Origin of the sequence: Methylobacterium sp. C1, from assembly GCF_001854385.1 — a bacterium.
Classification (GTDB): domain Bacteria; phylum Pseudomonadota; class Alphaproteobacteria; order Rhizobiales; family Beijerinckiaceae; genus Methylobacterium; species Methylobacterium radiotolerans.
This window is the reverse complement of sequence record NZ_CP017640.1, coordinates 5,020,748-5,046,922: the sequence shown is the minus strand read 5'-3', so window position 1 is coordinate 5,046,922 and position 26,175 is coordinate 5,020,748. Positions and strand designations below refer to the sequence as shown.

The 26,175-nt window shown below is 73.2% G+C and carries 29 protein-coding genes and 1 tRNA gene; 16 read left to right on the top strand and 14 right to left on the bottom strand.

Annotation, left to right across the window (positions count from 1 at the left end):
- Nucleotides 1-57: 57 nt before the first annotated feature.
- The 3 genes from BKE41_RS23355 to BKE41_RS23345 all read right to left on the bottom strand — a co-directional run bounded on the left by BKE41_RS23355 (nucleotide 58) and on the right by BKE41_RS23345 (nucleotide 5,085).
- Nucleotides 58-3,216 carry an efflux RND transporter permease subunit gene (locus tag BKE41_RS23355; protein ID WP_012321392.1) on the bottom strand — a complete coding sequence of 1,053 codons (3,159 nt, stop codon included), beginning with the start codon at nucleotides 3,214-3,216 and terminating at the stop codon, nucleotides 58-60.
- Between the two features lie 18 nt (nucleotides 3,217-3,234).
- A complete protein-coding gene (locus tag BKE41_RS23350) occupies nucleotides 3,235-4,515 on the bottom strand; it encodes an efflux RND transporter periplasmic adaptor subunit (protein WP_024828774.1) in 1,281 nt (426 codons plus the stop codon).
- Between the two features lie 156 nt (nucleotides 4,516-4,671).
- Nucleotides 4,672-5,085, bottom strand: coding sequence for a hypothetical protein (locus BKE41_RS23345; RefSeq protein WP_058606272.1), 414 nt, complete (start codon nucleotides 5,083-5,085; stop codon nucleotides 4,672-4,674).
- Between the two features lie 260 nt (nucleotides 5,086-5,345).
- On the opposite strand from BKE41_RS23345, the gene BKE41_RS23340 reads away from it, so the two are divergent.
- Nucleotides 5,346-5,909 (top strand): L,D-transpeptidase, encoded by a 564-nt coding sequence (locus BKE41_RS23340; RefSeq protein ID WP_012321389.1) that lies wholly within the window; start codon nucleotides 5,346-5,348, stop codon nucleotides 5,907-5,909.
- A gap of 61 nt (nucleotides 5,910-5,970) precedes the next feature.
- On the opposite strand, the gene BKE41_RS23335 is transcribed toward BKE41_RS23340, so the two are convergent.
- Nucleotides 5,971-6,585, bottom strand: a complete 615-nt coding sequence (locus tag BKE41_RS23335) for an NAD(P)H-dependent oxidoreductase (protein WP_012321388.1) — start codon at nucleotides 6,583-6,585, stop codon at nucleotides 5,971-5,973.
- Nucleotides 6,586-6,673: 88 nt separating this feature from the next.
- On the opposite strand from BKE41_RS23335, the gene BKE41_RS23330 reads away from it, so the two are divergent.
- The 3 genes from BKE41_RS23330 (at nucleotide 6,674) to BKE41_RS23320 (ending at nucleotide 8,465) form a co-directional block, all read left to right on the top strand.
- Entirely contained in the window at nucleotides 6,674-7,045 is a 372-nt protein-coding gene (locus BKE41_RS23330) for a helix-turn-helix domain-containing protein (RefSeq protein WP_043074601.1), read from the top strand.
- A 104-nt stretch (nucleotides 7,046-7,149) separates the two neighbouring features.
- Entirely contained in the window at nucleotides 7,150-7,698 is a 549-nt protein-coding gene (locus tag BKE41_RS23325; RefSeq protein WP_012321386.1) for a formaldehyde-activating enzyme, read from the top strand.
- Nucleotides 7,699-7,832: 134 nt separating this feature from the next.
- Nucleotides 7,833-8,465, top strand: a complete 633-nt coding sequence (locus tag BKE41_RS23320; protein WP_012321385.1) for a hypothetical protein — start codon at nucleotides 7,833-7,835, stop codon at nucleotides 8,463-8,465.
- A gap of 53 nt (nucleotides 8,466-8,518) precedes the next feature.
- On the opposite strand, the gene BKE41_RS23315 is transcribed toward BKE41_RS23320, so the two are convergent.
- A complete protein-coding gene (locus tag BKE41_RS23315) occupies nucleotides 8,519-9,562 on the bottom strand; it encodes a MaoC family dehydratase (protein ID WP_012321384.1) in 1,044 nt (347 codons plus the stop codon).
- Between the two features lie 12 nt (nucleotides 9,563-9,574).
- Entirely contained in the window at nucleotides 9,575-9,877 is a 303-nt protein-coding gene (locus tag BKE41_RS23310; protein WP_010684838.1) for a YggT family protein, read from the bottom strand.
- 123 nt (nucleotides 9,878-10,000) lie between these two features.
- Here BKE41_RS23310 and BKE41_RS23305 point away from each other — a divergent pair.
- Both BKE41_RS23305 and BKE41_RS23300 read left to right on the top strand, forming a co-directional pair.
- A tRNA-Ala gene (locus BKE41_RS23305) sits at nucleotides 10,001-10,076 on the top strand.
- A 385-nt stretch (nucleotides 10,077-10,461) separates the two neighbouring features.
- Nucleotides 10,462-11,790 carry an alpha-amylase family glycosyl hydrolase gene (locus tag BKE41_RS23300; RefSeq protein WP_071000161.1) on the top strand — a complete coding sequence of 443 codons (1,329 nt, stop codon included), beginning with the start codon at nucleotides 10,462-10,464 and terminating at the stop codon, nucleotides 11,788-11,790.
- Between the two features lie 64 nt (nucleotides 11,791-11,854).
- Here the strand turns inward: BKE41_RS23300 and BKE41_RS23295 are convergent, their stop codons facing one another.
- Together BKE41_RS23295 and BKE41_RS23290 are read right to left on the bottom strand one after the other, a co-directional pair.
- Entirely contained in the window at nucleotides 11,855-12,226 is a 372-nt protein-coding gene (locus tag BKE41_RS23295) for a hypothetical protein (RefSeq protein ID WP_012321382.1), read from the bottom strand.
- Nucleotides 12,227-12,632: 406 nt separating this feature from the next.
- A complete protein-coding gene (locus tag BKE41_RS23290; protein WP_245295830.1) occupies nucleotides 12,633-13,100 on the bottom strand; it encodes an RNA polymerase subunit sigma-70 in 468 nt (155 codons plus the stop codon).
- 260 nt (nucleotides 13,101-13,360) lie between these two features.
- On the opposite strand from BKE41_RS23290, the gene BKE41_RS23285 reads away from it, so the two are divergent.
- From BKE41_RS23285 to BKE41_RS23260, 6 genes are all read left to right on the top strand, one after another.
- On the top strand, nucleotides 13,361-14,821 hold the full coding sequence (locus tag BKE41_RS23285) for a helix-turn-helix transcriptional regulator (protein WP_012321380.1): 1,461 nt from the start codon (nucleotides 13,361-13,363) through the stop codon (nucleotides 14,819-14,821).
- 95 nt (nucleotides 14,822-14,916) lie between these two features.
- Nucleotides 14,917-15,120 carry a CsbD family protein gene (locus tag BKE41_RS32255; RefSeq protein WP_012321379.1) on the top strand — a complete coding sequence of 68 codons (204 nt, stop codon included), beginning with the start codon at nucleotides 14,917-14,919 and terminating at the stop codon, nucleotides 15,118-15,120.
- 90 nt (nucleotides 15,121-15,210) lie between these two features.
- Nucleotides 15,211-15,714 carry a CsbD family protein gene (locus BKE41_RS23275; RefSeq protein WP_053620543.1) on the top strand — a complete coding sequence of 168 codons (504 nt, stop codon included), beginning with the start codon at nucleotides 15,211-15,213 and terminating at the stop codon, nucleotides 15,712-15,714.
- Nucleotides 15,715-15,769: 55 nt separating this feature from the next.
- On the top strand, nucleotides 15,770-16,693 hold the full coding sequence (locus tag BKE41_RS23270) for a hypothetical protein (protein WP_053620544.1): 924 nt from the start codon (nucleotides 15,770-15,772) through the stop codon (nucleotides 16,691-16,693).
- A 150-nt stretch (nucleotides 16,694-16,843) separates the two neighbouring features.
- The gene (locus tag BKE41_RS23265; RefSeq protein WP_029361667.1) at nucleotides 16,844-17,047 is read left to right on the top strand and encodes a CsbD family protein; all 204 of its coding nucleotides are present in this window, start codon (nucleotides 16,844-16,846) and stop codon (nucleotides 17,045-17,047) included.
- Nucleotides 17,048-17,125: 78 nt separating this feature from the next.
- Complete coding sequence (locus BKE41_RS23260; protein WP_029361537.1) at nucleotides 17,126-17,521, top strand: CsbD family protein; 396 nt, start codon at nucleotides 17,126-17,128, stop codon at nucleotides 17,519-17,521.
- Nucleotides 17,522-17,658: 137 nt separating this feature from the next.
- On the opposite strand, the gene BKE41_RS23255 is transcribed toward BKE41_RS23260, so the two are convergent.
- The 4 genes from BKE41_RS23255 to BKE41_RS23240 form a co-directional block, all read right to left on the bottom strand.
- The gene (locus BKE41_RS23255) at nucleotides 17,659-17,988 is read right to left on the bottom strand and encodes a DUF6285 domain-containing protein (RefSeq protein WP_012321373.1); all 330 of its coding nucleotides are present in this window, start codon (nucleotides 17,986-17,988) and stop codon (nucleotides 17,659-17,661) included.
- Complete coding sequence (locus BKE41_RS23250) at nucleotides 17,985-19,025, bottom strand: phosphotransferase family protein (RefSeq protein ID WP_012321372.1); 1,041 nt, start codon at nucleotides 19,023-19,025, stop codon at nucleotides 17,985-17,987. The genes BKE41_RS23255 and BKE41_RS23250 overlap by 4 nt, the downstream gene beginning before the upstream one ends.
- Nucleotides 19,026-19,042: 17 nt before the next feature.
- Nucleotides 19,043-20,221 (bottom strand): beta-ketothiolase BktB, encoded by a 1,179-nt coding sequence (gene bktB / locus BKE41_RS23245; protein ID WP_043074598.1) that lies wholly within the window; start codon nucleotides 20,219-20,221, stop codon nucleotides 19,043-19,045.
- 71 nt (nucleotides 20,222-20,292) lie between these two features.
- Nucleotides 20,293-21,498, bottom strand: a complete 1,206-nt coding sequence (locus tag BKE41_RS23240) for an acyl-CoA dehydrogenase family protein (RefSeq protein WP_071000160.1) — start codon at nucleotides 21,496-21,498, stop codon at nucleotides 20,293-20,295.
- A gap of 153 nt (nucleotides 21,499-21,651) precedes the next feature.
- Between BKE41_RS23240 and BKE41_RS23235 the strand changes: the two genes are divergently transcribed.
- From BKE41_RS23235 to rclC, 4 genes are all read left to right on the top strand, one after another.
- Nucleotides 21,652-22,365, top strand: a complete 714-nt coding sequence (locus BKE41_RS23235) for a TetR/AcrR family transcriptional regulator (RefSeq protein ID WP_012321369.1) — start codon at nucleotides 21,652-21,654, stop codon at nucleotides 22,363-22,365.
- An 84-nt stretch (nucleotides 22,366-22,449) separates the two neighbouring features.
- Entirely contained in the window at nucleotides 22,450-23,433 is a 984-nt protein-coding gene (locus BKE41_RS23230; protein WP_071000159.1) for an AraC family transcriptional regulator, read from the top strand.
- 87 nt (nucleotides 23,434-23,520) lie between these two features.
- A complete protein-coding gene (locus tag BKE41_RS23225; RefSeq protein WP_012321367.1) occupies nucleotides 23,521-23,868 on the top strand; it encodes a carboxymuconolactone decarboxylase family protein in 348 nt (115 codons plus the stop codon).
- 36 nt (nucleotides 23,869-23,904) lie between these two features.
- On the top strand, nucleotides 23,905-24,528 hold the full coding sequence (gene rclC, locus BKE41_RS23220; protein WP_071000158.1) for a reactive chlorine resistance membrane protein RclC: 624 nt from the start codon (nucleotides 23,905-23,907) through the stop codon (nucleotides 24,526-24,528).
- On the opposite strand, the gene gph is transcribed toward rclC, so the two are convergent.
- Both gph and BKE41_RS23210 read right to left on the bottom strand, forming a co-directional pair.
- Nucleotides 24,525-25,229: a phosphoglycolate phosphatase gene (gene gph, locus BKE41_RS23215; protein WP_071000157.1), complete on the bottom strand. Its 705-nt coding sequence runs from the start codon at nucleotides 25,227-25,229 to the stop codon at nucleotides 24,525-24,527. The genes rclC and gph overlap by 4 nt on opposite strands.
- A gap of 122 nt (nucleotides 25,230-25,351) precedes the next feature.
- The gene (locus BKE41_RS23210; RefSeq protein ID WP_012321364.1) at nucleotides 25,352-26,146 is read right to left on the bottom strand and encodes an SDR family NAD(P)-dependent oxidoreductase; all 795 of its coding nucleotides are present in this window, start codon (nucleotides 26,144-26,146) and stop codon (nucleotides 25,352-25,354) included.
- Nucleotides 26,147-26,175: the final 29 nt, after the last annotated feature.

Here is a 26,175-nt window from a genome sequence, read left to right as displayed (position 1 = left end):
CGGCCGGCACCCAACGAAGACGTCGACCGGACGCCAGAGCGCGCGGCCGAGGCCGGCCTACTCGGCCGCCACGCGCGCCGGCTCGTGCCGCGTCTCCGCCTCGGCCCGCTCGCCCTCCGCCACCGCCTTGCGCCGGAACAGGCGCATGACGACGACGAAGAACACCGGCACGAAGAACACCGCCAGCACGGTCGCGGTGATCATGCCGCCCATCACGCCGGTGCCGATCGCCTGCTGGCTCTTCGAGGCGGCGCCGGTGGCGATGGCCAGCGGCACCACGCCGAAGATGAAGGCGAGCGAGGTCATCACGATCGGCCGGAACCGGAGCGTCGCGGCCTCGATCGCCGCCCGCACCACGGAGGTGCCGGGCTTCCAGAGGTCGCGGGCGAACTCCACGATCAGGATCGCGTTCTTGGCCGAGAGGCCGATGATCGTGATCAGCCCGATCTTGAAGTACACGTCGTTGGGCATGCCGCGCAGGTACACGGCCGCCACCGCGCCGATGACGCCGAGCGGGATCACCAGCATCACCGAGACCGGGATCGCCCAGCTCTCGTAGAGCGCGGCGAGGCACAGGAACACGATCAGCACCGACAGGGCGAGCAGCAGGCTCGCCTGGCTGCCCGCCTGCTTCTCCTGGTAGGACTGGCCCGTCCAGGCGTAGCCGAAGCCCTTGGGCAGCTGCAGCATCAGCCGCTCCATCTCGGCGATCGCGTCGCCCGACGTGTAGCCGGGGTTCGGCTCGCCGGTGAAGCGCACCGACTGGTAGCCGTTGAAGCCGACGATCTGGCTCGGCCCCATGCTCCATTTCAGCTCCGCGAAGGACGACATCGGCACCATCGTGTTGGTGGCGTTCTTCACCGCGTAGTTGAGGATGTCCGCCGCGTTCATGCGCTGGAGCTGCTCGGCCTGGACGTAGACGCGCTGCATCTTGCCGCGGTTGGGGAAGTCGTTCGGGTAGACCGAGCCGAGGTTGAGCTGGATCGTGTTGTTGATGTCCTCGAACTTCACGCCGAGCGCCGCCGCCTTCTCGCGGTCGATGACCAGCTCCGCCTGCGGGGTCGGCGGCAGGCCCTCGATCTTCACCTTCTGGAGGATCGGGCTCTGCTGCGCGAGCTTCAGGAGCTGCTCCTGGGCCGAGAGCAGGGCCGCGTAGCCGCGGTTCGCCCGGTCCTGCAGGCGGAACGAGAAGCCCGCCGCGTTGCCGAGGTTGTCGACCGGCGGCGGCTCCTGGGCGTCCACCGTGGCGTCGCGGTAGCTGGCGAGCGCCGCGTTGGTGCCGGCCACGAGGGCGGCGGCCGAGTTCTTGGCGTCGCGCTCGGACCAGGGCTTCAGGGTCACGAAGGCCTGGCTGGTGCTCGGGGCCTGGCCGGAGAACGAGAAGCCGTTCAGCATCGTCACGGTGGCGACGCCGGGCTGCGCCAGCAGGTGCTCCTCGACCTTGCGCACCGCCTCCTGGGTGCGGTTGTAGGAGGCGCCCGGGGGCGTCTGGACGTCGACCGTGAAGAAGCCCTGGTCCTCCACCGGCAGGAAGCCCTCCGGCAGGTTGACGAAGGCGTAAGCGGTCCCCGCCACGAGCGCGACGTAGACCAGCATCACCCGACCGGACTTCCGGATGAACGCCGCGGTGCCGCGGCCGTAGCGGGCGGTCTCCCGGTCGACGAACCGGTTGAACATCCCGAACACGCCGCCCTTGGCGTGGCCGTGGCCTTTCTCGATCGGCTTCAGGAAGGTCGCGCAGAGCGCCGGCGTCAGCGACAGGGCGAGCAGCGCCGAGAAGGCGATGGAGGTCACCATCGCGATCGAGAACTGCCGGTAGATGATGCCCACCGAGCCGGGGAAGAACGCCATCGGGATGAACACCGCCACCAGCACCAGGGTGATGCCGATGATCGCGCCGGTGATCTGCCCCATGGCCTTCTTGGTGGCCTCCTTGGGGGGCAGCCCCTCCTCGTTCATGATCCGCTCGACGTTCTCGACCACCACGATGGCGTCGTCGACCAGGATGCCGATGGCCAGCACCATGCCGAACATGGTGAGCACGTTCACCGAGAAGCCCGAGATCCACATCACCGTGACGGTGCCCATGAGGGCGATCGGCACCACGATGGTGGGGATCAGGGTGTAGCGGATGTTCTGCAGGAACAGGAACATCACGAGGAAGACCAGCACCACCGCCTCGACGAGCGTGTGCAGCACCTTCTCGATGGAGGCCTCCACCGCCGGGGTGATGTCGTAGGGGATGTCCCACTTCAGGTCCGGCGGGAAGAACTGGGACAGCTCCACCATCTTGGCGCGGATCGCCTTGGCGGTCTCGAGCGCGTTGCCGTCGGGGGCGAGCGTCACCGAGATGCCGGCGGCGGGGCCGCCGTTGAGGCGGGTCGAGAACTGGTAGGCGTCACCGCCGAGCTCGATCCGGGCGACGTCGCGCAGGCGCACGTTCGAGCCGTCGGGATTGGCCCGCAGCACGATGGCGCCGAACTCCTCGATCGTGCCGAGCTGGCCCTTCACGATGATCGGCACGGTGAGCGCCTGCCGGGTCGGGCTCGGCTGCGCGCCGACCGACCCGGAGGCGACCTGGACGTTCTGGTTGCGGATCGCGTCGGTGACGTCCGAGGCGCTGAGCGAGAGGCCGCGCAGCTTGTCGGGATCGACCCAGACGCGCAGCGACCGCTCGGTGGAGTAGAGCGTCGCGCGCCCGACCCCGGGGATGCGCCGGATCTCGTTGATGACGTTGCGGATCAGGAAGTCGCCGAGGCCGACCTCGTCCATCGACCCGTCGGTGGAGACGAGGGTGATGATGTTGAGGGTCGCGGCCGAGGCCTCCTCCACCAGGATGCCCTGCTGGCGCACTTCCGCGGGCAGGCGCGCCTCGACGCGCTTCAGCCGGTTCTGCACCTCGACCGAGGCGAGCGACGGGTCGGTGCCCGGCTGGAAGGTGGCGGTGATGTTGACCGAGCCGAACGAGTCGGTGGTCGACTCGAAGCTCATGATGTTGGCGGCGCCGTTGAGCTCATCCTCGATGAGCCGGGTCGTGCCGATGTAGAGGCTCTCCACCGAGGCCCCCGGATAGGCCGTGGACAGGGCGATGGAGGGGGGCGCGATCACCGGATACTGCGCCACCGGCAGGTTCGGGATCGCGAGGGCGCCGCCCAGGCAGATGAACAGCGCCACCACCCAGGCGAAGACCGGGCGGTCGATGAAGAAGCGTGCCATGATCGGGCTCTCCCGGACTCAGCGGCGCTGCTGGACGGCGGCGGCCCGCGGGGCGACCTCCGCCTTGTCGCCCGGCACGTCGGGGGCCTCGTCGGTGTCGTGCTTCGGTCCGGTCTCGCCGTGGACCGGGGTCTGGTCGAGGGGCTTCACCTTGGCGCCGACGGTGATCTTCTGGAAGCCGTCGATGATGACGCGCTCGCCGGCCTTCAGCCCGGACCGGATCAGCCAGTTCTGCCCGACCACGGGCCCGACCTCGACGGGCTGGCGCATCACGGTCTCGTCGGCGCGCACGATCCAGACCTCGGCGCGGCCGTCGTCGGTGCGCTGGATCGCCTGCTGCGGCACCGCGATCGCGTCGGAATCGATGCCCTGCTTGATCCGCGCCCGCACGTACATGCCGGGGAACAGCTCGTCGTGCGGGTTCGGGAACTGGACCCGCAGGGTCACCTGGCCGGTGCTCGGATCGGCGGTGACGTCCGAGAACAGCAGCCGACCGGCCAGCGGGTAGAGCGAGCCGTCGTCCATGATCAGGTGGACGTTGGCGGTGTTGTCCTCGAGCCGCGCCAGCTCGCCGCTGGCGAGGTCCCGGCGCAGGCGGTTCAGTTCGCCCACCGACTGGGTGATGTCGACGTAGATCGGGTCGAGCTGCTGGATCGTGGCGAGCGCGCCGGTGGAGCCCGGCTCGATCAGGGTACCCTCGGTGAGCAGCGCCCGGCCGATGCGGCCGGTGATCGGCGCGCGCACGTCGGTCCAGCCGAGGTTGAGCTGCGCCCGGTCGCGGGTCGCCTTGGCGCCGGCCACCTCGGCCTCCGCCTGCTTCTTGGCCGCGAAGGCGGCGTCGTACTGCGCCTGGCTCGCGGTGGCGCGGGAGAGCAGCTGCTCGAGCCGGTCCGCCTGCTGGCGGGCGAGCACCAGGGCGGCCTCCTGGCGGGCGAGGGCCGCCTCGGCGCTGGCGAGCTCGACCTCGTAGGGCGCCGGGTCGATCTTGTAGAGGATGTCGCCCTCCTTGACCTGGCTGCCCTGCTCGAAGAGCCGCTTGACCACGAGCCCGGAGACCCGGGAGCGGACCTCGGCGATGCGCATCGGCGCGACGCGGCCCGGCAGATCGCGCAGGTAGGGGATCGCCTGGGGCTCCACCTTGACGAACCCGACCTCCGGCACCGGCGGGGTCGGCGCGGCGACCTGCTTCGGGTTGCAGGCGGCGACGCCCAGCAGGAGCAGGGCCGCGGGCAGGAGGGCGGTCGCGCGGGCCGAGGCGCGGAACGACGACGGGATTCTGGCGGACAAAGTGCGGGTCACGATTACCGACGCTCCTGAAAGCATGCGTCTGCTGAGGCTGGCGCGGAGCATGGGCCCGCGCATCGTCGAGTCAGATCCCGGGACCGGTCACGGGGCCGGTCAGACGAAGATCAGGACGGGCGCGCCTTCATGCCGGCCGCGAGACCGGGGCGCGCGTCAGGCCCGGCGTGGAGGCCGGTGCGGCGAACCGTCCGGCGCGGAGGCCGGCACGCTGTCGGACCTGTAATCGAACGATGCGGAGACAGTGTGACGCGGGCGCGGCGCGTCGACCGGCGGGCGCGGCAGCCCCAGTTCGGTAGGGATCTCGCTGTCGGCGGCGCAGAGATCGGTGCGGCCGAAGACCGACCGCTTGGCCTCGGGCTGCGCGTCCGGCGCGCCGGACAGGACCGTCAGGCGCGGGCTCGCGACGGCGCAGGCCGGGCCCTCCGCCCGTGCGGTCTCGGCCCGCGCGGGCACAGCCGCCAGCGCGGCCGTCGCGAGGACGAGCAGCGCCAGCGCGGCGAGGCCCCTGGCGAGGCGGTCCGGCAGGTCCGCGACGCGGCGGGCCAGAAGGGCGGCGGATCGGATCACGGATCTGAGATAAGCATGGCTGTCGCCGCGCGCAATCACCCACGGCGTCGCGCCACCCGCCCAGTGTTGCGCGCAGCACACATCTACGCCCGGAAGTGTCCATGCCGGCGACCCGGCCTCAACCTTGCCGTGAAGTCCGGGCCGGCTCGCCCGATGCGCGCAGGGTTCTCGCGCGGGCCCGGGCCATGTCTGCCAAGGTCTGCCAAGGTCCGCAAAGGTCCGCGAGAACCCGCGCCGCCACGAACGGAGGACGGAAGACGATGTCGAGACGGATCGCGCTACTCGGGCTCGCGGGCCTGCTGCTCGGGAGCGCCCCGGCGGCGGCCGCCAACCCGCTGGACAGGGGTCCGATCGCGGACTTCCTCAACATCTTCCGCAGCCAGGCGATCCCGCGCGAGACGGTGGCGTGGACCGGCAAGGAGAAGCCCGGCACCATCGTGGTCTCGACCCGCCAGCGCCGGCTCTACTACGTGCTCGGCGGCGGCGCGGCGGTCCGCTACGGCGTGGGCGTCGGGCGGCAGGGCTTCTCGTGGTCCGGCACCAAGACCGTCACCATGAAGAAGGAATGGCCGGACTGGCGCCCGCCGCAGCAGATGCTGGCCCGCCGCCCCGACCTGCCGCGCTACATGGCCGGCGGCCAGGACAACCCGCTGGGCGCCCGCGCCCTCTATCTCGGCTCCTCGCTCTACCGCATCCACGGGTCGAACGAGCCCGAGACGATGGGCGCGGCGGTCTCCTCCGGCTGCATCCGCATGACCAACAAGGACGTGGTCGACCTCTACGACCGGGTTCGCGTCGGTACCAAGGTCGTCGTGCGCGACTGATCGGGCGGGCGGCGGCGTCGGCCGCCGCTCCGCCGGCCGCCCCGCGGCCGGTCGCTCGGCCTCAGGCGGCGAGCTGCCCGACCGCGTCGCGCGCCGAGGCCAGGGCCTGCGCCTTGTTGTGCTCGCCGGCCGCCAGCCCCTCGGCCAGCACCAGCTCGGGCACGATGCCCATGAAGCCGAACACCGTGCGCAGGTAGTGCTCGGCGTGCTCCGCCGGGACGGAGGCCGTGCCCGGCCCGTAGAAGCCGCCGCGGGCGAGGGCCAGGATCACGCGCTTGCCGCCCATCAGCCCCTCCGGCCCGGCGGCGCCGTAGCGGAAGGTCGTGCCCGGCACGAGCAGGCGGTCGATCCAGGCCTTGAGCTGCGACGGGATCGTGAAATTGTACATCGGCACGCCGATGACGACCGTGTCGGCGGCGACGAACTCCGACAGCATCCGGTCGCTGGCGTCCCGGACGGCCTGTCCGGCCGCGTCGAGGGGGCCGGCCATGGCCGAGACCGGGTGGGCACCCGGCAGGGTCGCGACCGTCAGGTGCGGCGGATTCTCGGCGACGAGATCCCGGTAGGTCACGGCGTCCGGCGCATCCCCGGCGAGGCGCCGGACGATCAGCGCGGACAGCTCCCGCGAGACCGAGCCGGTGCCCAGGATGCTGGCGTCGAGATGGAGGAGTTTCATAGCGTAACCCGGTTCCTCTTTGTGACCGGATCAGGATACGGCCGCGCGTCGACCGCGCAAGAACGCACAGGGTTGATACCGAGGTTACATGGATGTGACTGAGCCGGGTGCCGGGCACGGGCCCGAATGCGAGAAGGTCTCGCGCGTCCAGTCGCGTATCGGCGCCACGTGGAGCCTGCCCGTCATCATGCTCCTGCGCGCGCAGCGCTTCGACGAACTGAGGCGGGGCATCGGCACCATCTCCCAGCGGAGATCGACACTGACCTTGCGGAACCGGGAGCGCGACGGGCTGGTGACCCGGACCGTGACGCCCGCGATCCCGCCGCGGGTCGACGACGCGCTGACGGAACTCGGCCACGCGCTGGCGGGGCCGGTTCGGGTGCTGGGCACCCGGGCCTTCCGGCACCCCGACCACATCGACGCGGCGCAGCTCCGCCGCGAGGCGCGCGACGGCGCGTGAGGCGTCGGGCGGGAGCCGCGCCCGCGTCGACAGGCCCGGCGGGCCGGTGTTAGGTGCCGCGCCGTCGGGCAGAGCGGGATCGCCCGACCTTGACGAGGGACAGCATGAACGAGCGCATCATCCTGCGGGCCGGGGAGGCCCTGGTGGCGGGCGGACCGCCCAACACCGCCTCCGAGCCCGAGGTCATCATCGGCGAGCTCGACGGGCCGGTCGGCACCGCCCTGGCCACGCTCACCGGCGATCAGGTCGTCGGGCACAGCCGCGTCTTCGCCCTGCTCAACACCGACATCATGGTCCGCCCGGTCACCCTGTGCGTGTCCAAGGTCAGCGTCACCGAGAGCAAGTACACCTCGATCCTGATGGGCACCGTCCAGTTCGCCATCGCCAACGGCGTCCTGGATGCCGTGCGCGCCGGCTACATCCCCAAGCACAAGGCCAACGACCTCGGCATCATCTGCTCGGTCTGGCTCAGCCCCGGCGTCATCGAGGCCCAGCACGTCGACCACAAGGCCCTGTTCGACATCCAGCGCAGGGGCATGACCGAGGCCATCCGCAAGGCCATGACCAACGAGCCCTCGATCGACTGGCTCCTCGAGAACCAGGACAAGATCACCCACAAGTACTACCAGATGGGCCTCGACGGAAAAATCTGAGCGCCCGGCCCCGCGGCGATCGCCCGCCCGCCGCCGCGGCCCCGGCCGGCGACGGGCGGGCGGGACGCGCACGATTCCGCGGGAGGGCACGGCCAAGCCTGTCGCGACCCGACGCCTTCGGGTAGGATGGCGGCATGAGCAGACGCGCCGATTCCCGTCCGTTCCGCCGCCTCGCGGCCGGCCTCGTGCTCGGGGCCTGCTGGCTCCCGGCAGGCCCCGCCGCCGCCCAGGCGCTGTTCTGGCCGTCCATCGGCTTCGCGCCGCTGCCCTCCTTCGCGTGGCCGCAGATGCCCGAGGACGCGTACGGCCGCTGGACCGGCTCCTACGCCCGCCTCTCGACCGGCTACGCGGTCAGCACGTCCCGGCATTTCGGCAGCTATTCGGGACCGACCGTCGGGTTCGAGGGCGGCCGGATGTGGCAGGAGGGCCCGATCCTCTACGGCATCAGCGGCGGGTTCGATTACTTGGCCGGCCTCGGCGGCAACCTCACGCCGGGCTACGGGCGGCTCGCCTATTCCAACGACTTCGCCGGGTCGCTGGAGGTGAAGGTCGGCACCCTCGTCGCGCCGGACGTCCTGGTCTACGCCAAGACCGGCGCCCTGGCCCTGCACCAGACGCTGCGCGTCGGGCCGACCCCGGGGTCGCTGCCGTTCACGCGCCAGGACATCGCGGTGCGGCCGGTCGCCGGCGTGGGCGTCGAGTGGGCGGTCACGGACCGCCTCTCGCTGGCGGTCGAGGCGGGCGTGGTCGGCGGCGGGATCCGCTGAGGCGCCCCCGCCGGTCCCGCCTTGCGGCGCGGCGACCGAGGCGCCGCGGCCGCCTACTTCGGCACGAACGCCCAGTAGTCGAGGTCGAGGATCACCGCCGGGTCGTAGCCGTCGCCGGCGCGGTCCGGGAAGGCACCGCAGGGTTGGTTCTTGGTGGCGACCGTGCGCAGGCGCAGGAGCCCGACATCGTCGCGGCCGACATCGGCGGTCGCCAGCACCTCGCTCCAGGCATAGACCGTGTCGCCGGAAAACAGCGGCGCCACGTGGCGGCCGGCGTTGATGCCCGCGAGGGCGAAGGCGTTGCCGAGCCCGTTGAAGCTCAGCGCCCGCGCCAGCGAGATCACGTGGCCGCCGTAGATCAGGCGCCGGCCGAAGCGGGTGTCCTTGGCGGCCAGCCCGTCGAAATGCACCTTGGCGGTGTTCTGGAACAGGCGCGTGGCGATCTGGTGCTCGGCCTCCTCGACGGTCATGCCGTCGACGTGGTCGATCTTCTCACCCACCGCGTAATCCGCGAAGCGGTGCGGGCTGCCGGCGAGGTCGGTGTCGTAGGCGGCGGCCGAGAGCTTCGGCAGGGCGCCCGCGAGGTCCTGCGGGTCGACCACCTTGGCGAGGCTCGGCACGTGCTCCTCGGCGATCGCCGCCTCGGGGTCGCGCTTGCGCACGAGCACCCAGCGGCAATAGCTCAGCACGGTCTCGCCGCGCTCGTCGGACCCCACCGAGCGGACATAGACCACGCCGGTCTGCCGGTTCGAGCTCTCCTTGAGGCCGATCACCTCCGACACCGTGGAGAGCGTCTCGCCCGGATAGACCGGCCGCCGGAACCCGCCCTCGGCGTAGCCGAGATTGGCCAGCGCGTTGAGGGAGACGTCCGGGACGGTCTTGCCGAACACCATGTGGAAGGTGAGCAGGTCGTCGAGCGGGCTCTTCGGGTAGCCGATGGCCCGGGCGAAGGCGTCCGACGACTGCACGGCGAAGCGCGGACCGTAGAGGCCGGTGTAGAGCGCCACGTCGCCCACCGTCACGGTGCGCGGGGTGGCGTGGCGGATGGTCTCGCCGAGGCGGAAATCCTCGAAGAAGCGGCCGGGATTCGTCTTCACGGGCGGGCAGTCCTACTGCGCGTAAACGTAGGTGGCGGGCACGGCGTACTCGTGCAGCAGGCGGCTGATGAACAGCAGCAGCAGGATCAGGATGATCGGCGAGATGTCGACGCCGCCGAGATTGGGCAGCAGGTTGCGGATCGGCCGCAGCACCGGCTCGGTCAGCCGGTAGAGCACCTCGCCGATCTGCGCGACGATCGGGTTGCGCACGTTCACCACGTTGAACGCCACCAGCCAGCTGAGAACCGCGCTCGCGATGAGGACGTAGATGAAAAGCTGGACGACCGTGTCGAAGAGCCAGATCAGGGCGTTCATGCGGGTCCGCGCGTGTCCTTCGGGGCGCCCGCACCCGGGCGCCGGAGCGGCGCGCGGCGGGCGACGTTGAAACAGGGAATTGACAGGCCGAGCCGCCCGCGCCTACAAGGCCGGCGCCTCGACGGGGCTGTAGCTCAGATGGGAGAGCGCCGCAATCGCACTGCGGAGGTCAGGGGTTCGAATCCCCTCAGCTCCACCAGGCTTTCCTGGTGACAAGTCAGCACCCCGGCGCCGCGGCGATACCGCTGTCGCGGCCGGGACTTAGCGGCGGTCGGCGGAGATCTTCCCGCGCCCCGCGCCACCCACCCGATCTCGAATTCCGAGCCGCTCGCGGCCCGTGACCGCGCCCGCCGCCACGCCCGGATCCGACCTGTCGGAGGATCGCCGCACCGCGTGCCGACGCGCCACGACGGCGCTCGCCCGCGCCGCGGAGGCGCGCGTCCCGGACGGCGCCGATTCGTCGAACGGGGAAACCGGCGGTCGAGGCCGCGGCCGGGGCGGCCAAGATCCCGCTCCTGCACCGGGGCCTGCAACCATCGCGGCGCGACGGGGTTCGGTCCCGATTGGCAGTGGACGGAGGTCGGGTGGCGTCCTGGATCGAACAGACTGTCTGGTGGCAGGTCTTTCCCCTCGGCTTCGTCGGGGCCCCCCAGGAGGCCGAGCCCGCCGCCCCGGTCACGCACCGCCTCTCCCACCTGCACGGCTGGCTCGACTACGCGGTCGAGCTCGGCGCGTCCGGGCTGGCGCTCGGGCCGATCTTCGCGGCCTCCACGCACGGCTACGACACGGTCGACCATTTCCGCATCGACCCGCGCCTGGGCGACGAGGCCGATTTCGACGCGCTGATCGCGGCGGCCCGGGCCCGCGGCCTCCGGGTCCTGCTCGACGGCGTGTTCAACCATGTCGGGCGGGCCCACCCCGCCTTCCAGGACGTCCTGCGGCACGGGCCCGGATCCGAGCGGGCCGGCTGGTTCAGGCTGTCCTGGCCGCGGGGCTCCGGCCCGGGCATCGAGCCGGACTACGCCTGCTTCGAGGGGCACCGGCAGCTCGTCACGCTCAACCACGACGATCCGCGCGTCGCCGACCACGTCGCCGCCGTCATGGGCCACTGGATCGCCCGGGGCGCCGACGGCTGGCGGCTGGACGCGGCCTACGCGGTGCCGCCGCGCTTCTGGGCGCGCGTCCTGCGGCAGGTCCGCCTCGCGCATCCGGAGGCCTACGTTGTCGGCGAGGTGATCCACGGCGATTACACCCGGATCGTGCAGGACAGCGGCCTGGACGCGGTGACCCAGTACGAGCTGTGGAAGGCGATCTGGAGCGCCCTCAACGATCGCAACCTGTTCGAGCTGGCCCACGCCCTGGACCGGCACAACGGCTATCTCGACCGGTTCGCGCCCCTGACCTTCGTGGGCAACCACGACGTGACGCGGATCGCGAGCCGGCTCACGGACGAGCGGCACCTGCCGCACGCGCTGGCGATCCTGCTGACCTGCGGCGGGACGCCCTCGATCTACGCCGGCGACGAGCAGGCCTTCCGCGGCGTGAAGGAGGAGCGGGTCGGCGGCGACGACGCCATCCGGCCGGCCTTCCCGCCGACGCCCGCGGATCTCGCCCCGTACGGCTGGCCGGTCTACCGGCTGCACCAGGATCTGATCGCCCTCCGGCGGCGCCAGGGCGGGCTGCACCGCGCGCGGGCGCGGACGCTGCACCTCGCCAACGCAGAGCTCGTGCTCGCGCTGGGCGACGGGCGCGCGCGGGTGATGACGGCCCTGAACCTCGCCGACGCGGCCGCGACGCTGCCGGTGCCAGAGGCCCGGGCGATCGAGGCCGGCGGCGGCGACCTCGCCGAGGCCGGCGGTGCCGGGGCCCGCGTGACCCTGCCGGCCCACGGCTGGGCCATCCTGAGCGTCTGACCGTGCGGCGCACCGGGTCGGCGCACCGGGTCGGCGAAGGACCGGCCGCCGCCGGCCCCGAGCCCTAGCTGGTGCGGCGGGCCGTCCAGCGCCCCGCACAGGCGCCGAGCCCCGAGAGCGTCCAGCGGCCGGTCCCGGCGGACCCGCGCAGGCGGCCCGAGACCGAGACGCTGGCGAGCCCCTTGCGGATCGTGCCGGTGATCCGGCCATCCGCCCCGGCCCGTCCGGAGGCGTCGACGCCGTTGCCGCCGGCGTCGTCCACGGCCCCGTCCCGGATGACGATGGGATAGCTGTAGGGGCCCGTGCAGCTCCCGCTCTCCGCGGTGGCGATGACCGACCAGGACCCGTCGAACCGGTTGGCCGCGGCGGCTCCCGTCGCGGTGCAGACCGCGACGATCAGGGCGGGCGCGAGCAGTGCAGCGCGAAATCGGGTCATGATCTCCTCTGTGGTGATCTCGGGTGGGAGGCATCCCCGCAGGGCCACCCCGTCGGGCGGTCCGGCGCGTGGGGAGCCGTCGGCCGGGACAGGCCGTTCCGAAGCCCCGCGCCCGGGGCGCGGGCCGGCGGAGGGAAGGGCAACGGGCCGGACGCGCGCCCGGAGCGGCGCGGGCGCCCGGCCTCGCGGCCGTGCCGGACAAGAGGGCCATCCGCCCGGCACAACCTCGAAGAAAGGGTCCGGAACCCGCCGACACCCGAGGGCGCACGGCGCGTTCCGCATCCGCGATATGGGGCCTAACACACTCATGTGAATGAGAGATTTTTACCAGTACGCCGCTTTTCTCGCACGACGCCGCGGCGTCCGCGGTACGGCGAGACGTGGGCCGGCACCTCGGCGGACCGCCTCAGCAGACATGCCGGTTTACAGCGCGCGTGCCGGCCGGCCCGGCGTGGAGCGCCGCCGACCTGACATCGTCGGGATCCGGCACCGCGAAGCGGTACGCCACGCGGCCGCTGACGGGGCGGCTGCGCAGGATCGTGACGAGCCGATCGGGCATCCCGGTGCCGCTCCGGAACTCCACCCGGCGCTCCCAGGCCTTCAGGAGGGTGAGCCGCACGAGGTCGTCTCCCTGGACGTCGCCCGCGATGGCGTCGCGGATCAGCGTCAGCGCGCGGCGGCGCAGATCCGGCACGGCCTCGATCAGCGCCGCTCCGAAGCCGGCGGGGACCTGCCCCTCGGACTCCGCGGCGGCCGCGGCCTCCGACAGGCGGCCGAGCAGGCGCCCTAAGCGCGAATTTTCGTCGAGATCTGCAACTTCTGGAAAATCCTGCCGCAGACTCGTTCCGGATCGGATGCCCGATCCGGAGATCACGACCTCGTGCTCCGCGGCGCTCCGCAATGGTCGGTCAATATCCTGCGCGTTCGGCATGGCCACGTCTGCTGAGAAGGGGGCCGAGATCGCGCGGGAACGGCGTCGCGGCGCTGCGAGCACTCATCTTTGGCCCAAATCGCCCGCGTCAATGATGCGCGTATACCAGGAAAATAACTTAGATGAAGGAACCGGCTTGTGCGCAACCCGTTTGTGCCCCGCTGCCGCGAGGGCAGTGACGGCAGGCGGGGGGCGCGGGAGCTGTGACGGCGGGGGTCGACAGGCATGAGCTCCGGCAGATCATCGCCGGGTTGAGCGAGGGCGTGATCCTGGTCGAGCCCGACCAGACCATCGCCTACGCCAACGCCGCCGCCCTGGCGATGCACGGCGCCCAGAGCCTCGACGAGCTCGGCCCCACCGTCGACGCCTACCGCGACCGCTTCTGCCTGCGCTACCGCAACCACATCGTGCCCAACCAGTACCCGATCGAGCGCGTCGTGGCCGGCGAGCGCTTCCACGACGTCGTGGTCGAGGTGCGGCGGGCCGACAGACCCGACGTGGACTTCGTCCACTCCCTGCGCAGCCTCGTGGCCACCGACCGCGACGGCAACCCGAGCTGCCTCGCCCTGATCCTCAAGGACGTCTCCGACCAGTTCGAGGCCGAGGAGCGGTTCGAGCGCACCTTCAACGCCAACCCGGCCCCGGCCGTGATCACGCGGCTGTCCGACCTGCGCCACGTCAAGGTCAACCACGGCTTCCTGGAGATGACCGGCCACACCCGCGACGCCGTCATCGGCCGCAGCGTCTACGAGGTCGACGTCCTGGCCGGCGCCCGCAACCGCGACCTCGCCGTCGCGCGCCTCAACGCCGGCGGCACGATCCCGCAGATGGAGGCCTGCCTCGACCTGCCCGACGGCGGCAGCCGCTTCGTGATCGTCGCCGGGCAGCCGATCGCGATGGGCGACGAGCCCTGCATGCTGTTCACCTTCGCCGACCTCGAGCTGCGCCGCAAAGCCGAGGCCGCGCTGCGCCAGAGCGAGGAGCGCTTCGCCACGGCGTTCCGGATGACGCCGGTGCCGACCGTGCTGGTGCGCGCCGACGACGGCCAGGTCACGGGCGTGAACGAGGCGTTCAGCCGGGTCTTCGGCCTGGGCGAGGACCGCGTCGTCGGCCGCTCGCTGGCGGAGGCCGGGCTGTGGGTCGCCGACAAGCAGCGCCTGCAGGTCGAGGCCGCGCTGGAGCGCCAGGGCTACGTGCTGGGCGTCGAGGTCTGCCTGCGCCACGAGAGCGGCGCGAACCTCGACTGCCTGGTCTCGGCCGAGCGGATCACGATCAACGAGACCGCCTTCGTGCTGCTGGTGCTGCAGGACATCACCGAGCGCAAGCACACCGAGCGGGAGCTGTTCGACGCGATCGAGACGGTGATGGCCGACACGTCGTGGTTCAGCCGCGGGCTGATCGAGAAGCTGGCCAACCTGCGCCGGCCGGGCCGGGAGGCGGGCGACGCGGCGGCGCCGAACCTGACGGTGCGCGAGCGCCAGATCCTCAACCTGATCTGCTCGGGGCTCAGCGACGACGCGATCGCGCGCAAGCTCGGCCTGTCGCGCAACACGGTGCGCAATCACGGCGCCGCGCTCTACCGCAAGATCGGCATCCACAAGCGCAGCGAGGCGGTCGTCTGGGGGCGCGAGAACGGTTTTCCCCTGAACATCTCTGACGGATAGATACCGCCATACTGGTACAACCACACCATTGATCGGCCACGCCCGGCGCACATCTTCCGGTCGGCCAGGGTTTTCTCACGCAGGACGGGGCGCCCATGACCGAAGACAGGAAGACACCCTCCGCCGAGCACCTCAAGGGCTCGGTGAAGGAGGCCATCGGCAAGCTGACCGGCGATGCCCGGGCGCAGACCGAGGGCCGGCGCCAGAAGCGCGACGTGCCCGGATCGGACGTGCCCGGATCGGACGTGCCCGGATCGAAGGCCGGCGGATCCGGGCCCGCGGGCTCCGGCCCGCGCTGACGGACGTCACCCGGCGCCTCACGGTGAGGCGCCCCCACCACCAGCGCGATCGCGGAGGCGATCGCCGACGCGACGACGGAGGAGAACGATATGGTCGACACCGATCGGATCACGGGCGCGGCCCGGCAACTCGGCGGCAAGGTGCAGGGCGCGTTCGGCGACCTGACCGGCTCGCGGCGCGACGCGGTCGAGGGCCGCGCCCGCGCGGCCGCCGGACAGGCCGAGAGCCTCTACGGCCAGGCCAAGGACACCGTGCGCGACGCGGCCGACCACGTGGCCGACGCGGCCCGCGACCTCGGCGGCCGGGTCCGCGACGCCGTCGACGATCTCGGGGCCGACGACGTCGAGGCCCGCGCCCGCCGCGCCCAGGGCGCCGCGCACGATCAGTACGCCCGCGCCGAGCGCGGCGTCCGCCACGCCGCCGAGGAGGCCTACGACGTCGCCGAGGACGCCTACGCGCGCGGCAGCCGCGCCCTGCGCCGCGGCACCCGCGAGGTCGGCGAGCAGGTCGCCGCGTACCCGCTCGCCGCCCTGCTGATCGCCGGCATCGCGGGCTTCGGCCTCGGCCTGCTCGTCAGCGCCCGCCGCGCCTGAGCCGCGCCTGAGCCGTCAGCCCCACGAGTTTCGACCCACCACCCGGAGTGACAGCGTGACCACCATCCAGACCGTTGCAACGCCCCTCGCGCCGGACGCGCACGCCGACACGCGCGCCGTCCTGCTCAACCAAGTCTCCTGGGGCGCGATCTTCGCTGGCGCCGTGACCGCGCTGGTCACCCAGGTGATCGTCAACCTCGTCGGCGTCGGGGTCGGGCTGGCCTCGGTCGGCACGACCGCCGCCGACAACCCCTCCGCCTCGACCGTGTCGATGGGCGCGGGGCTCTGGTTCGTCGCCTCGGGCCTCGTGGCCTCGCTGGCCGGGGGCGTCATCGCCGGGCGGCTCTCGGGCAAGACCCTGCCGGGCGCGGCCGCCCTGCACGGGCTGGTCTCCTGGGCGGTGACGACGCTGGTCGTCCTCTACCTGCTGACCTCGGCCGCCAGCGGCCTGGTCGGCGGCACGCTCAGCACGGTGTCGGGCGCGCTGGGCGGGGCCGGCAGCCTGGTGGGCGGCACGGTGCAGACGGCGGCCCAGGCGGCGGCGCCGTCGCTGTCGAAGATCGCCAACCCGCTGGACGGCATCGAGGACAAGGTCCGGCAGCAGACCGCCGGGCAGGACCCGCAGGCGGCCAGGGACGCGGCGGTCGCGGCGGTGAAGGCGCTGTTCACCGGCGACCCGTCGCAGAAGCAGCAGGCCGAGACGCGGGCGGCCGACGCCCTGGCCAAGGCGCAGAACATCCCGGTCGATCAGGCCCGCCAGCAGATCCAGGACTACGAGAAGCAGTACGACCAGGCGGTGGCCAGCGCCAAGCAGAAGGCGGAGGCGGCGGCGGTGACGGCCAAGTCGGCGGCCACGCAGGGCGCGTTCTACGCCGCGCTGGCGCTGATCCTGGGTGCGCTGGCGGCGTATGTCGGCGGCCGGCTGGGCGCGCCCAAGCCCGCGACCCTGCTGGGCGCCTACGAGACCCGGCGCGTCTGATCGCCGGCCCACCGTCGGCCGATCGTCCAGCGATCGCCCGGTGATCCCCTCGGCTCCCGCCCCGGCGGGGGCCGTCCACCCCGGCGGGCGCGGGCGCCCGGCCGGACCTCCCGAGCCACGACACGACCCCGAGAGAGAGGAGAGCACGCGATGAGCAGCACGACCGACAAGATCAAGGGCCTGGCCAACGAGGCGGTGGGCAACGTCAAGCAGGCGGCCGGCAAGGCGACGGGCAACGACAAGCTGGTGGCCGAGGGCAAGGCGCAGGAGCTGAAGGGCGAGGCGCAGAAGACCGTCGGCGACGTCAAGGACGGCGCCAAGAGCCTCGCCGACAAGGTCACCGGCAAGCACTGATCCCGACACGGCGGCGCCGGCACACCGGCGCCGCCGCCCCGAGACGGGGCTCCATCCCCCCGAGAACAGGAGAGCTGCATGAACCGCGACCAGATCCGCGGCGCGTCCCGCCATCTCAAGGGCCGCGCCCAGACCGCCCTGGGCGGCCTGACCGGCGACCCGGCCCGCCAGGTGCGCGGCGCCGTCAATCAGGTGGCCGGCGGGGCCCAGTACGCCTACGGCCGCGCCCGCGACCGGGCCGAGGACCTCGCCGAGGACCTGGCGGAGGACGGCCGCCACCTGGCCGAGGCCGCCCGGAGACGGGCCGACCACCTGATCGACGAGGGCCGCGACCGGGCCCGGGCCGTGCGCCGCCGCGGCGCGGATTACGGCCGGCAGGCGATCCGCACGGCCGACGCCAACCGCACCAACACCCTGCTGGGTCTGGCCGCCGTCGCCTTCGCGGCGGGCTGGCTCGCCCGCCGTGCCCGCTGAGGAGGCTCCACCGATGCTGCGCAAGCTCCTGACGGCCTTCATCGTGCCGAAGCTCATCGCCTATCTCGGGCGCCGCTACGACCGGCGCCGGGGCACCGGCCGCACCTACTGACGCCCGGATCTGGAGCCCGGGATCGCTAGCCCGGGGCCTTCCAGATGCCGGCGGCGATCCGCGTGGCCTCGACGAGCGCGGCGTGGAGCGCCGCGTCCCCGTCGCGGCGGCCGGCGCGGATCGCCGCGACCAGATCGGACGCCGATGCGGCGCCGTCCAGCGCCCGCTCCCAGGCCCCGGTCGCGGCGCCCGCCTGCTCGATCTCCCGCATGACCAGACCGATCGCGTTGGCGGCCATCAGCAGGACGTAGCGCTGGCGCCCCGACAGGGCCGGGGCGACCTCGTCCAGGAGGCTCTGACGGGCGACCGCCAGGAGGGCGGCGCCGGCGGGCGCGTCCGGGAAGGCGTCGCTCATCGGGCTCCCCACCGCTCGGGCGCGGTCTCGCGCAGGATCGTGGCCTCGAGTTCGGGCGCCATCCGGCCGGTGAGCGCCAGTTCCAGCGACGTCTCCTGACCGGAGACGTGGCGGTGGCCCTGCTCCAGGGCGATCACCGCCCAGCGCAGATGCGCCATGATCTCCCAGTAGCGCACCGCCTCCGGGTCGATCGCGCGCCCGCTCTCGGCCTCGTAGCCGCGGTAGAAGGCGGCCCGCGGGGCGATGCCGCCGGCCTCGAGATCGGGCCGGCCGAACCGCCAGCAGGCGGCGCAGAACCAGCCGATATCCTGCACCGGGTCGCCCCAGCCGGCGAATTCCCAGTCGAGGATCGCCGTCAGGCCCTCGGCATCGACCATGTAGTTGCCGGTGCGGAAGTCGCGGTGGACCAGGACCGGCTCGGGACAGGGCGGCGCGCGGAGCTCGGCCCAGCGCAGGCCCCATTCGAGGGCCGGGCGCGCGGCGCCGATCCCGTCGAGGCTCGCCCGCAGCGCGCGGATCTCGGCCCGGGCCGGCTCCGGCTCGGGCGCGCCGAGGAAGGCGAGGTCGTCCGCCGGGGCGGCTCCCGGGATGCCCGCCCGCAGGATGCCGTGCGTCCGGGCGAGTTGGCGACCGAGCTGCTCGGCGAGCGCCGCGCGGTCGCCGCCGAGGCTCGTGTCCTTGACCACCCGCGGCCCCAGCCCGACCCCGGAGACGAGGCCCATCAGCGCGAAGGGCGCCCCGACCACCCCCGGATCCGCGCAGAAGCCGACCGGCTCCGGCACCCGCACGCCGGCCGCGAAGGCGGCGCGCAGGATTTGGAACTCCTCCGCCCGCGAGCGGCTCGACGCGATGGTGGCGGCCGCGTCCTTGCGCAGGACGAAGCCCCGCGGCGCCCCGTCGACCCGGCACGACAGCATCCAGTTCTCCTGGATCGAGCCGCCGGTCAGCGGCCGCGCGTCGTCGAGCGTGACCGTCCCGGCCTCCAGGGTCCGGCCGATCCAGGCGCAGAGCGCCGTTCTCTGATCCGCGTCCAGCATGGTGCCTCAGGGCCGCGTCACGGGACGCGCTCGAGGGCCATGGCGATCCCCTGGCCGCCGCCGATGCACATGGTCACGAGCCCGTAGCGGCCGCCGGTCCGGGCCAGCTCGTAGAGGGCCTTCACGGTGATGATCGCCCCCGTGGCGCCGATCGGGTGGCCGAGGGCGATGGCGCCGCCGTTCGGGTTGACCTTCGCGGGGTCGAGGTCGAGTTCGCGGGAGACCGCGCAGGCCTGCGCCGCGAAGGCCTCGTTCGACTCGACGACGTCGAAATCCGCGGCCCGCAGGCCGGTCCGCTCCAGCAGGCGCCGCACCGCCGGCACCGGGCCCATGCCCATCTCGGACGGGTCCACGCCCGCGTGGGCGTAGCCGACGATCCGGGCGAGCGGCGTCGCGCCGTCGCGCTCCGCCCGCGCGGCGCTCGACAGGACGAGGGCCGCGGCGCCGTCGTTCAGCCCCGAGGCGTTGCCGGCCGTGACGCTGCCGGTCTTGGAGAAGGCCGGGCGCAGCTTGGCGAGGTCCTCGGCGCTCGTGGCCTTCGGGTGCTCGTCGGTGTCGAAGGCCACCGTCTCGCGCCGGCGCTGGACCTCGATCGGCAGGATCTGCTCCCGGAACCGGCCCTCGCGGATCGCCCGCGCGGCGCGGGCCTGGCTCTCGGCCGCGAAGGCGTCCTGCACGTCGCGGGGGACGGCGTAGCGCGCGGCCACGTTCTCGGCGGTGACGCCCATGTGGCCGTTGCCGAACGGGTCGGTCAGGGCGCCGAGCATGTAGTCGACGAGCACCGCGTCGCCCATGCGCGACCCGGTCCGGCCGGTGGTCAGGAGGTGGGGGGCGCGGCTCATGCTCTCGGCGCCGCCGGCCACGGCCGTCTCGGCGTCGCCGAGCAGGATGGACTGCGCGGCCGAGACGATCGCCTGCAGGCCGCTGCCGCAGAGGCGGTTGACCGTCATGGCCGGCACCTCCTCGGGGATGCCACCCTCCATCGCCGCGACCCGGGCGATGTAGGCGTCCCGGGGCTCGGTCGGGATGACGTTGCCGAGGACCACGTGGCCGACCGCCTCGGGCGCGGTCCCGGCGCGGCGCAGCGCCTCCGCGACGCAGCGGGCGGCGAGGACGGAGGGGGGCGTGCCGGCCAGCGCGCCGCCGAACGCGCCGATGGCGGTGCGCACCGCGCCTGTGATCACGACCTCGGTCATACTCTCGGCCTCCATGCCTCAATCAGCCTGCCGGCGTGCCCCGCGCGGCGGATGGACGGTGTCGGCGCCGCTCAGGCCCCGACGCCCCACGACCAGAAGGCGTCGCCCTCGGCCTCGAGGTTGCGGTTGAGGACCATCTTGTGGACCTCGTCGGCCCCGTCCACGAGGCGGGCCTGCCGGGCGTAGCGGTAGATCCACTCGAGGGGCGTGTCGGTCGAGTAGCCCCGCGCCCCGTTGATCTGGATCGCCGTGTCGGCGGCGGCGTGCAGGAGGTTGGCCACGTGCACCTTGGCCATCGACACCTCCTTGCGGGCGAAGCTGCCCTGGTCGAGGGCCCAGGCGGCCTTCATCACCAGGAGGCGCCCGATCTCGATCCGCATGGCGAGGTCGCCCAGCATCAGCTGGATGCTCTCCCGGTCGGCCAGCCGGATCCCGAAGCCGTGCCGCTCGGCCGCGTAGGCCCGGGCGATCTCGACGCAGCGCTTCGACAGGCCGAGCCAGCGCATGCAGTGGGTCAGCCGCGCCGGCCCGAGGCGGATCTGGGTGAGCTTCAGGCCGTCGCCCTCTCTCATCAGGACGTTCTCGGCCGGGATCTCCAGGCCCTCGAACAGCAGCTCGCAATGGCCGCCGTGCTCCTCGGGGCCCATGATCGGGATGCGGCGCAGGATCCGCCAGCCGGGCTGGTCCCGGTGGAACAGGAAGGCGGTCAGCCCTTTGCGCGCGTCGTCGGAGGTGCGCGCCATCAGGATGAAGTGCTCGGCCTCCTCGGCGCCCGTGATGTACCACTTGCGGCCGGTGACCACGTAGCCGTCGCCGCGGCGCTCGGCCCGGGTCTGGATCATCCCGGGATCGGAGCCGCCGCCGGGATGCGGCTCGGTCATGGCGAAGGCCGAGCGGACCCGCCCGTCCACGATCGGCGCGAGCCAGCGCGCCTTCTGGTCCGGGGTCGCGACCTTCTCCAGCACCATCATGTTGCCGTCGTCGGGCGCGGCCGAGTTGAACACGACCGGCCCGAAGATCGAGCGGTTCATCGCCTCGTAGCAGACCGCCATGCCGACCTTGTCGAGCCCGGCGCCGCCGGTCTCGGGCCGCAGCTGCAGGCACCACAGGCCCTGGTCGCGGGCGAGCGCGCGCAGCCGGGCCAGCTCGCTGAGACCGATGTTGCCGTGACCGTCATAGGCCGCCGGATCCGCCTCCAGCGGCAGGATATGCGCGTCCACGAAGGCCGCGATCCGGGCGCGGTAATCCTCGACGCGCGGGGAGATGGTGAAATCCACGGGCCACCTCCTGGGTCGGTGCCGGCGACGAAAATCGAGCGAGCGCTCGCTTTTTATCGCCTGGATTCGTGCCTGGCAACGGGCTAGACCGCGGGAGCTGGCCCCGGCCGCGGCCCCGGCGGGCTCGCGCGGCGACGGAGCGACGATGGATCGATGAGCCCCGCAGACGCTCCCCCGGCCGCCCCGCCGGCGAACCTTCCGGCGAGGGACGCCTACGCGACCGAGGCGATCTGCGCGCGGATCCTGGCGCGGCACCGGGACCGGATCAGCGTCCGGAAGGACCACGTCGCCGTCGCCAATCTCGCGCGGATCATCGAGGCGGTGCTGAAGCTGTCGAGCCGGCAGGGCTTCCACGAGACGAGCCTGCGCGATCTCGCCCGGGCCTCGGGGCTCAGCATGGGCGGGCTCTACTCGTACTTCGACAACAAGAACACGCTGCTGGTGATGATCCTCACCGAGGTGGCCGAGACGGCCGAGGCGGTCCTGCGGCAGGCCCCGGCGGGGATCGCGGCGGATCCGGCCGCCCACCTGCGCTGGCTGATCGAGACCCATATCCGCCTGACCGAGGCGATGCAGCCCTGGTTCGTCTTCGCCTTCATGGAGGCGAAGGGCTTCCCGGCCCCCGCCCGGACGATGGCGACGGAGAGCGAGGCCGCCACGGAGCGCATCTTCGCCGAGGTCCTCGCCCGCGGCGCGGCGGCGGGCGTCTTCGCGGTCGCCGACGTCGACCTCACCGCCGCGCTGATCAAGCCGCTCCTGCAGGACTGGTACGTGAAGCGGGCCAAGCACCGGAAGCGCGGCATCCCGATCCAGCGCTACATCGCGGGCGTGACCGCCTTCGTCGAGAGGGCCATCGCGGCGGGCTGACGCCGCGCGACGGACGAACAACCCTGGTCGAGGCCGCCGCGCGCCCTTATGCCGGGCCCGGAGACATTCCGGAGCACGGGGAGCATGGCCGGACCGATCAGGCGCCGCGCGGGCGCGCCGGAGACCGCCGGGGCCGACGACCCGCTGAGCGGCCTCGCGCCGCTGCTGCGCGTGCGGCCACACCTGGACGACGTCTGCCGGTTCGGCGGCGCCTGGGCCGCCCCGCACGCGCCGGAGCCGACGCGGCAGGCCTATTTCCACCTCGTCACGCGCGGCCGCGCCACGCTGCGGCGGCCCGGCGGGGCGCCCCTGCAGGTCGCGGCCGGGGACATCCTGCTCCTGCCGCGCGGCGACGCGCACCTGTTCCACGGCGCGGGGCCGCCGCCGTCGACGCCCCTGCCCGTCGCGGTCCGCCACGCGCACGATCTGCGGTTCAAGACCACCGTCGGGGCCGAGCCGGACGTCGAGCTGATCTGCGGCCGCCTGGCCTTCGAGGCGGCGCCCCGGACCCTGATCGTCACCGCCCTGCCGGACCTCCTCGTCCTGAGCGTCGGCGCCGAGCCCCTCGCCACCCGGTTCGCGCCGCTGCTGGCGGGCATCCGCGAGGAGCTGAACGACCTCCGCGCCGGGTCGGTCGCGGTCGCCGAGAACCTCGCGAGCGCGCTGTTCATGATGATGCTGCGCGCGCATCTCGAGACGTCGGCCCCGGCCGAGGGGCTGCTGCGTCTCCTGGGGCAGCCGCTGACTGCCCGGGCGGTGCTCGCGATGGTGCGCGACCCGGTGCATCCCTGGACGCTCGACGCGCTGGCCGCGACGGCCGCCGCGTCGCGGGCGAGCCTCGTGCGCGCCTTCCGCGCCGCCGCGGGCGTCGCCCCGCTGGAATTCCTCACCGACCTGCGGCTCGGGCTCGCCCATCACCGCCTGCGCACCGAGACGGTCTCGCTGGACCGTCTCGCCGCGGAGGTCGGCTACCAGTCCGCGGCCGCCCTCAGCCGGGCGTTCCTGCGCAAGTACGGGATCCGTCCCGGACAGGCCCGGCAGGCCGAGGCGCCCCCGCAGGCGGGTTGATCCGCGCGGTCATCGGCCTGCGCCGCGCGGCCATCGAGGGCGCGGCCGGCCCCGATTACCTTCCTCGTCATCACGCAGGAGGTCGTCATGCCCATGATCGATTGGAACACCTACCGCCAGCAGGTCACCGCCGGCGTCGGACACTTCGCCAAGCTCAGCCCGGACACGGTGCGGGGCTACGGCACCCTCAGCACGGCGGGCCAGAAGACCGGCCAGCTCGACGCCAAGACCCGCGAGCTGATCGCGGTGGCGGTGGCGATCTCCCTGCGCTGCGACGGCTGTATCACGGTCCACACCGACGCCGCCCGCAAGCTCGGCGCCACCGAGGCCGAGCTGGCCGAGGCCCTCGGGGTCGCCACCAGCCTCGGTGCCGGTGCCGCGGTCGTCTACGCGACCCGCGCGCTCGACGCCTTCGCGGCCTCCGCCGAGGCGTAGCCCCTCCCCCCATCCGATTGAGCAAGGAGTCGTGTCATGAACACGCAGGTTCGCCGCGTCCTCGGCCTCGTCTCGGGGCCTGGCTCGAACCGCCTCGGCCTCCAGGCCATGCGGGTCGCCATCGCGGTCATCTTCCTCTGGATCGGCGCGCTCAAGTTCGCGCCCTACGAGGCCGACAGCATCACGCCCTTCGTCGCCAACAGCCCGGTCATGGCGTTCTTCTACGCCCACCCCGACCAGTACGCCCAGCACCTCACCCACGAGGGCGAGCTCAACCTCGCCGCCCGCGCGTGGCAGACGGCCAACCACACCTACGCGTTCTCCCGCGGCCTCGGCACGGTCGAGCTGCTGATCGGCCTGCTCGTCCTCGCCGGCCTGGTGTCGCGGCGGCTGGGCCTGGCCGGGGCGGTGCTCGCCTTCCTCACCCCGGTGGTGACCCTGTCGTTCCTCGTCACCACCCCCGAGGCCTGGGTCGCCGCGCTCGGCGATGCCCAGCACGGCTTCCCCTACCTGTCGGGCGCGGGCCGCCTCGTCCTCAAGGACGTCACCCTCATGGCCGGCGCCTGGCTCGTCCTCGCCGACAGCGCCCGCGCCGTCCTCGAGCGGCAGGCCCGGGCGCCGGACGCCCCCGCCCGCCTCGACCTCGCGGGAAACCGCTAGGAGACCGGGGCGCGGCCCGCGGGCAGCGCCCCGATCATCGCCCGCAGGCCGCCGATGTCGTCGAGGACGGCGCCGGCGTCTTCGGCGTCTTCGGGGCGCCCGTAGCCGTAGCGGGCCAGGATCGCGGCGGTGCCGGCCGCCCGGGCGGCCGCGATGTCGTGGTGCATGTCGCCGACCATGACGGCCCGTCCGGGCGCGACATCCAGGCGGCGCAGGGCCTCCCGGAGCGGCGCGGGATCGGGCTTCCGCTCGGGCAGCGTGTCGCCGCCCACGACCGTGTCGATCAGCGGCGCCAGCCCCACCGCGTCCAGGATCAGGCCGGTGGCGCGGGCCGGCTTGTTGGTGACGATCGCCAGGGCGTAGCCGGCCGTCCGGAGATCGCGGACCGCCGCGGCGGCGCCGGGGAACAGGGGCGTGCCGGCGGCCGCGAGCGGCTCGTACACCGCCAGGAAGGCCGGCAACAGCGCCGGCGCCCGCCCCGGATCGCCGCCCGAGGCCCGCAGGGCGCGCCGCAGCAGCGCCACCGCGCCGTCGCCCACCATCGCCCGCATCGCGGCGGCACCGGCTGGCGGCAGGCCCTCCCGCGCCAGGGTTTCGTTCAGGGCTGTCCGGAGATCGGCCAGGCTGTCGACGAGGGTGCCGTCGAGATCCAGGAGCACGGCGTCGAAGCGCGACGGGGCCGCGGGCGGGGGCGCAGGCAAGGGTGTTCTCCGCGTCGCAGTCGGGCCGCCGCGGGACGCCGACGCCTCGCTCTCCGGGACGGGCGGTTCCTAGCGGGTCCGGCGCGCCCGGGCCAGGGCGGGCCGCGCGCCCCGGACGCCGCTCAGCCGAGGCCGTAGCGCGCGGCCGGCGCGCTGCGGGAGAGGTTCGGGCCGAGGCGCAGGCGGGCGGCCTCGAAGGCTGCCCAGTCGTCGATCTCGGGCAGGGACGGGATCGTGACCGGCTCGCCCGCGTCGAGCCCCGCGAGGGCCGCGGCCACGAGATCCCGCGCCTCCATGATCATCGCGGCGGGGATCCGGTCGAGATCGGCGCCCGCCCGCGCGAACAGCTCGGTGCGGGTGATGCCGGGCAGCACCGCCTGCAGGCGCACGCCCCGGGGCGCGAGCTCGGCGGCGAGCCCCTGGGTGAGCGCCAGCACGTAGGCCTTGCTGGCCGCGTAGACCGCGTTGAAGCGCTCGGGCAGCAGGGCGACCACCGACGACACGTTCACGATCGTGCCGCCGCCGCGCTCCGCGAACGCTGGGGCCGCCGCCAGCGTCAGGTGCTGGAGCGCCGTCACGTTGAGGGCGACCATGGGGTCGTAGCCCGACGCCGGCCCGGGGAGGACCGGCCCCATCGGCCCGAGGCCGGCGCAGTTCACCAGCAGGCGCAGCGCCGCGTCGGCCGCGAGGCGCGCGGCGACCGCGGCGAGGTCGGCCGGCCGGGTCAGGTCGGCGGGCAGAACCTCGACCGCCACGCCCGTCTCCCCGCCGAGGCGCGCCGCGAGGGCCTCCAGCCGGGCCGCGTCGCGGGCCACGAGGACGAGGTCGTGCCCCCGCGCCGCCAGCTGCGCCGCGTACTCCGCGCCGATCCCCGAAGACGCGCCCGTCACCAGGGCCTTGCCGTGAGCCTGTGTCATCGTGGTCGTCCCGCGGTCAGTTGTCGGGC

Coding starts and splice junctions, on each gene's coding strand:
- BKE41_RS23355 (WP_012321392.1), bottom strand. CDS start 3,216: ATGGCACGCTTCTTCATCGACCGCCCGGTCTTCGCCTGGGTGGTGGCG.
- BKE41_RS23340 (WP_012321389.1), top strand. CDS start 5,346: ATGTCGAGACGGATCGCGCTACTCGGGCTCGCGGGCCTGCTGCTCGGG.
- BKE41_RS23335 (WP_012321388.1), bottom strand. CDS start 6,585: ATGAAACTCCTCCATCTCGACGCCAGCATCCTGGGCACCGGCTCGGTC.
- BKE41_RS23330 (WP_043074601.1), top strand. CDS start 6,674: ATGGATGTGACTGAGCCGGGTGCCGGGCACGGGCCCGAATGCGAGAAG.
- BKE41_RS23325 (WP_012321386.1), top strand. CDS start 7,150: ATGAACGAGCGCATCATCCTGCGGGCCGGGGAGGCCCTGGTGGCGGGC.
- BKE41_RS23320 (WP_012321385.1), top strand. CDS start 7,833: ATGAGCAGACGCGCCGATTCCCGTCCGTTCCGCCGCCTCGCGGCCGGC.
- BKE41_RS23310 (WP_010684838.1), bottom strand. CDS start 9,877: ATGAACGCCCTGATCTGGCTCTTCGACACGGTCGTCCAGCTTTTCATC.
- BKE41_RS23295 (WP_012321382.1), bottom strand. CDS start 12,226: ATGACCCGATTTCGCGCTGCACTGCTCGCGCCCGCCCTGATCGTCGCG.
- BKE41_RS32255 (WP_012321379.1), top strand. CDS start 14,917: ATGACCGAAGACAGGAAGACACCCTCCGCCGAGCACCTCAAGGGCTCG.
- BKE41_RS23275 (WP_053620543.1), top strand. CDS start 15,211: ATGGTCGACACCGATCGGATCACGGGCGCGGCCCGGCAACTCGGCGGC.
- BKE41_RS23265 (WP_029361667.1), top strand. CDS start 16,844: ATGAGCAGCACGACCGACAAGATCAAGGGCCTGGCCAACGAGGCGGTG.
- BKE41_RS23260 (WP_029361537.1), top strand. CDS start 17,126: ATGAACCGCGACCAGATCCGCGGCGCGTCCCGCCATCTCAAGGGCCGC.
- BKE41_RS23255 (WP_012321373.1), bottom strand. CDS start 17,988: ATGAGCGACGCCTTCCCGGACGCGCCCGCCGGCGCCGCCCTCCTGGCG.
- BKE41_RS23250 (WP_012321372.1), bottom strand. CDS start 19,025: ATGCTGGACGCGGATCAGAGAACGGCGCTCTGCGCCTGGATCGGCCGG.
- bktB (WP_043074598.1), bottom strand. CDS start 20,221: ATGACCGAGGTCGTGATCACAGGCGCGGTGCGCACCGCCATCGGCGCG.
- BKE41_RS23235 (WP_012321369.1), top strand. CDS start 21,652: ATGAGCCCCGCAGACGCTCCCCCGGCCGCCCCGCCGGCGAACCTTCCG.
- BKE41_RS23230 (WP_071000159.1), top strand. CDS start 22,450: ATGGCCGGACCGATCAGGCGCCGCGCGGGCGCGCCGGAGACCGCCGGG.
- BKE41_RS23225 (WP_012321367.1), top strand. CDS start 23,521: ATGCCCATGATCGATTGGAACACCTACCGCCAGCAGGTCACCGCCGGC.
- rclC (WP_071000158.1), top strand. CDS start 23,905: ATGAACACGCAGGTTCGCCGCGTCCTCGGCCTCGTCTCGGGGCCTGGC.
- BKE41_RS23210 (WP_012321364.1), bottom strand. CDS start 26,146: ATGACACAGGCTCACGGCAAGGCCCTGGTGACGGGCGCGTCTTCGGGG.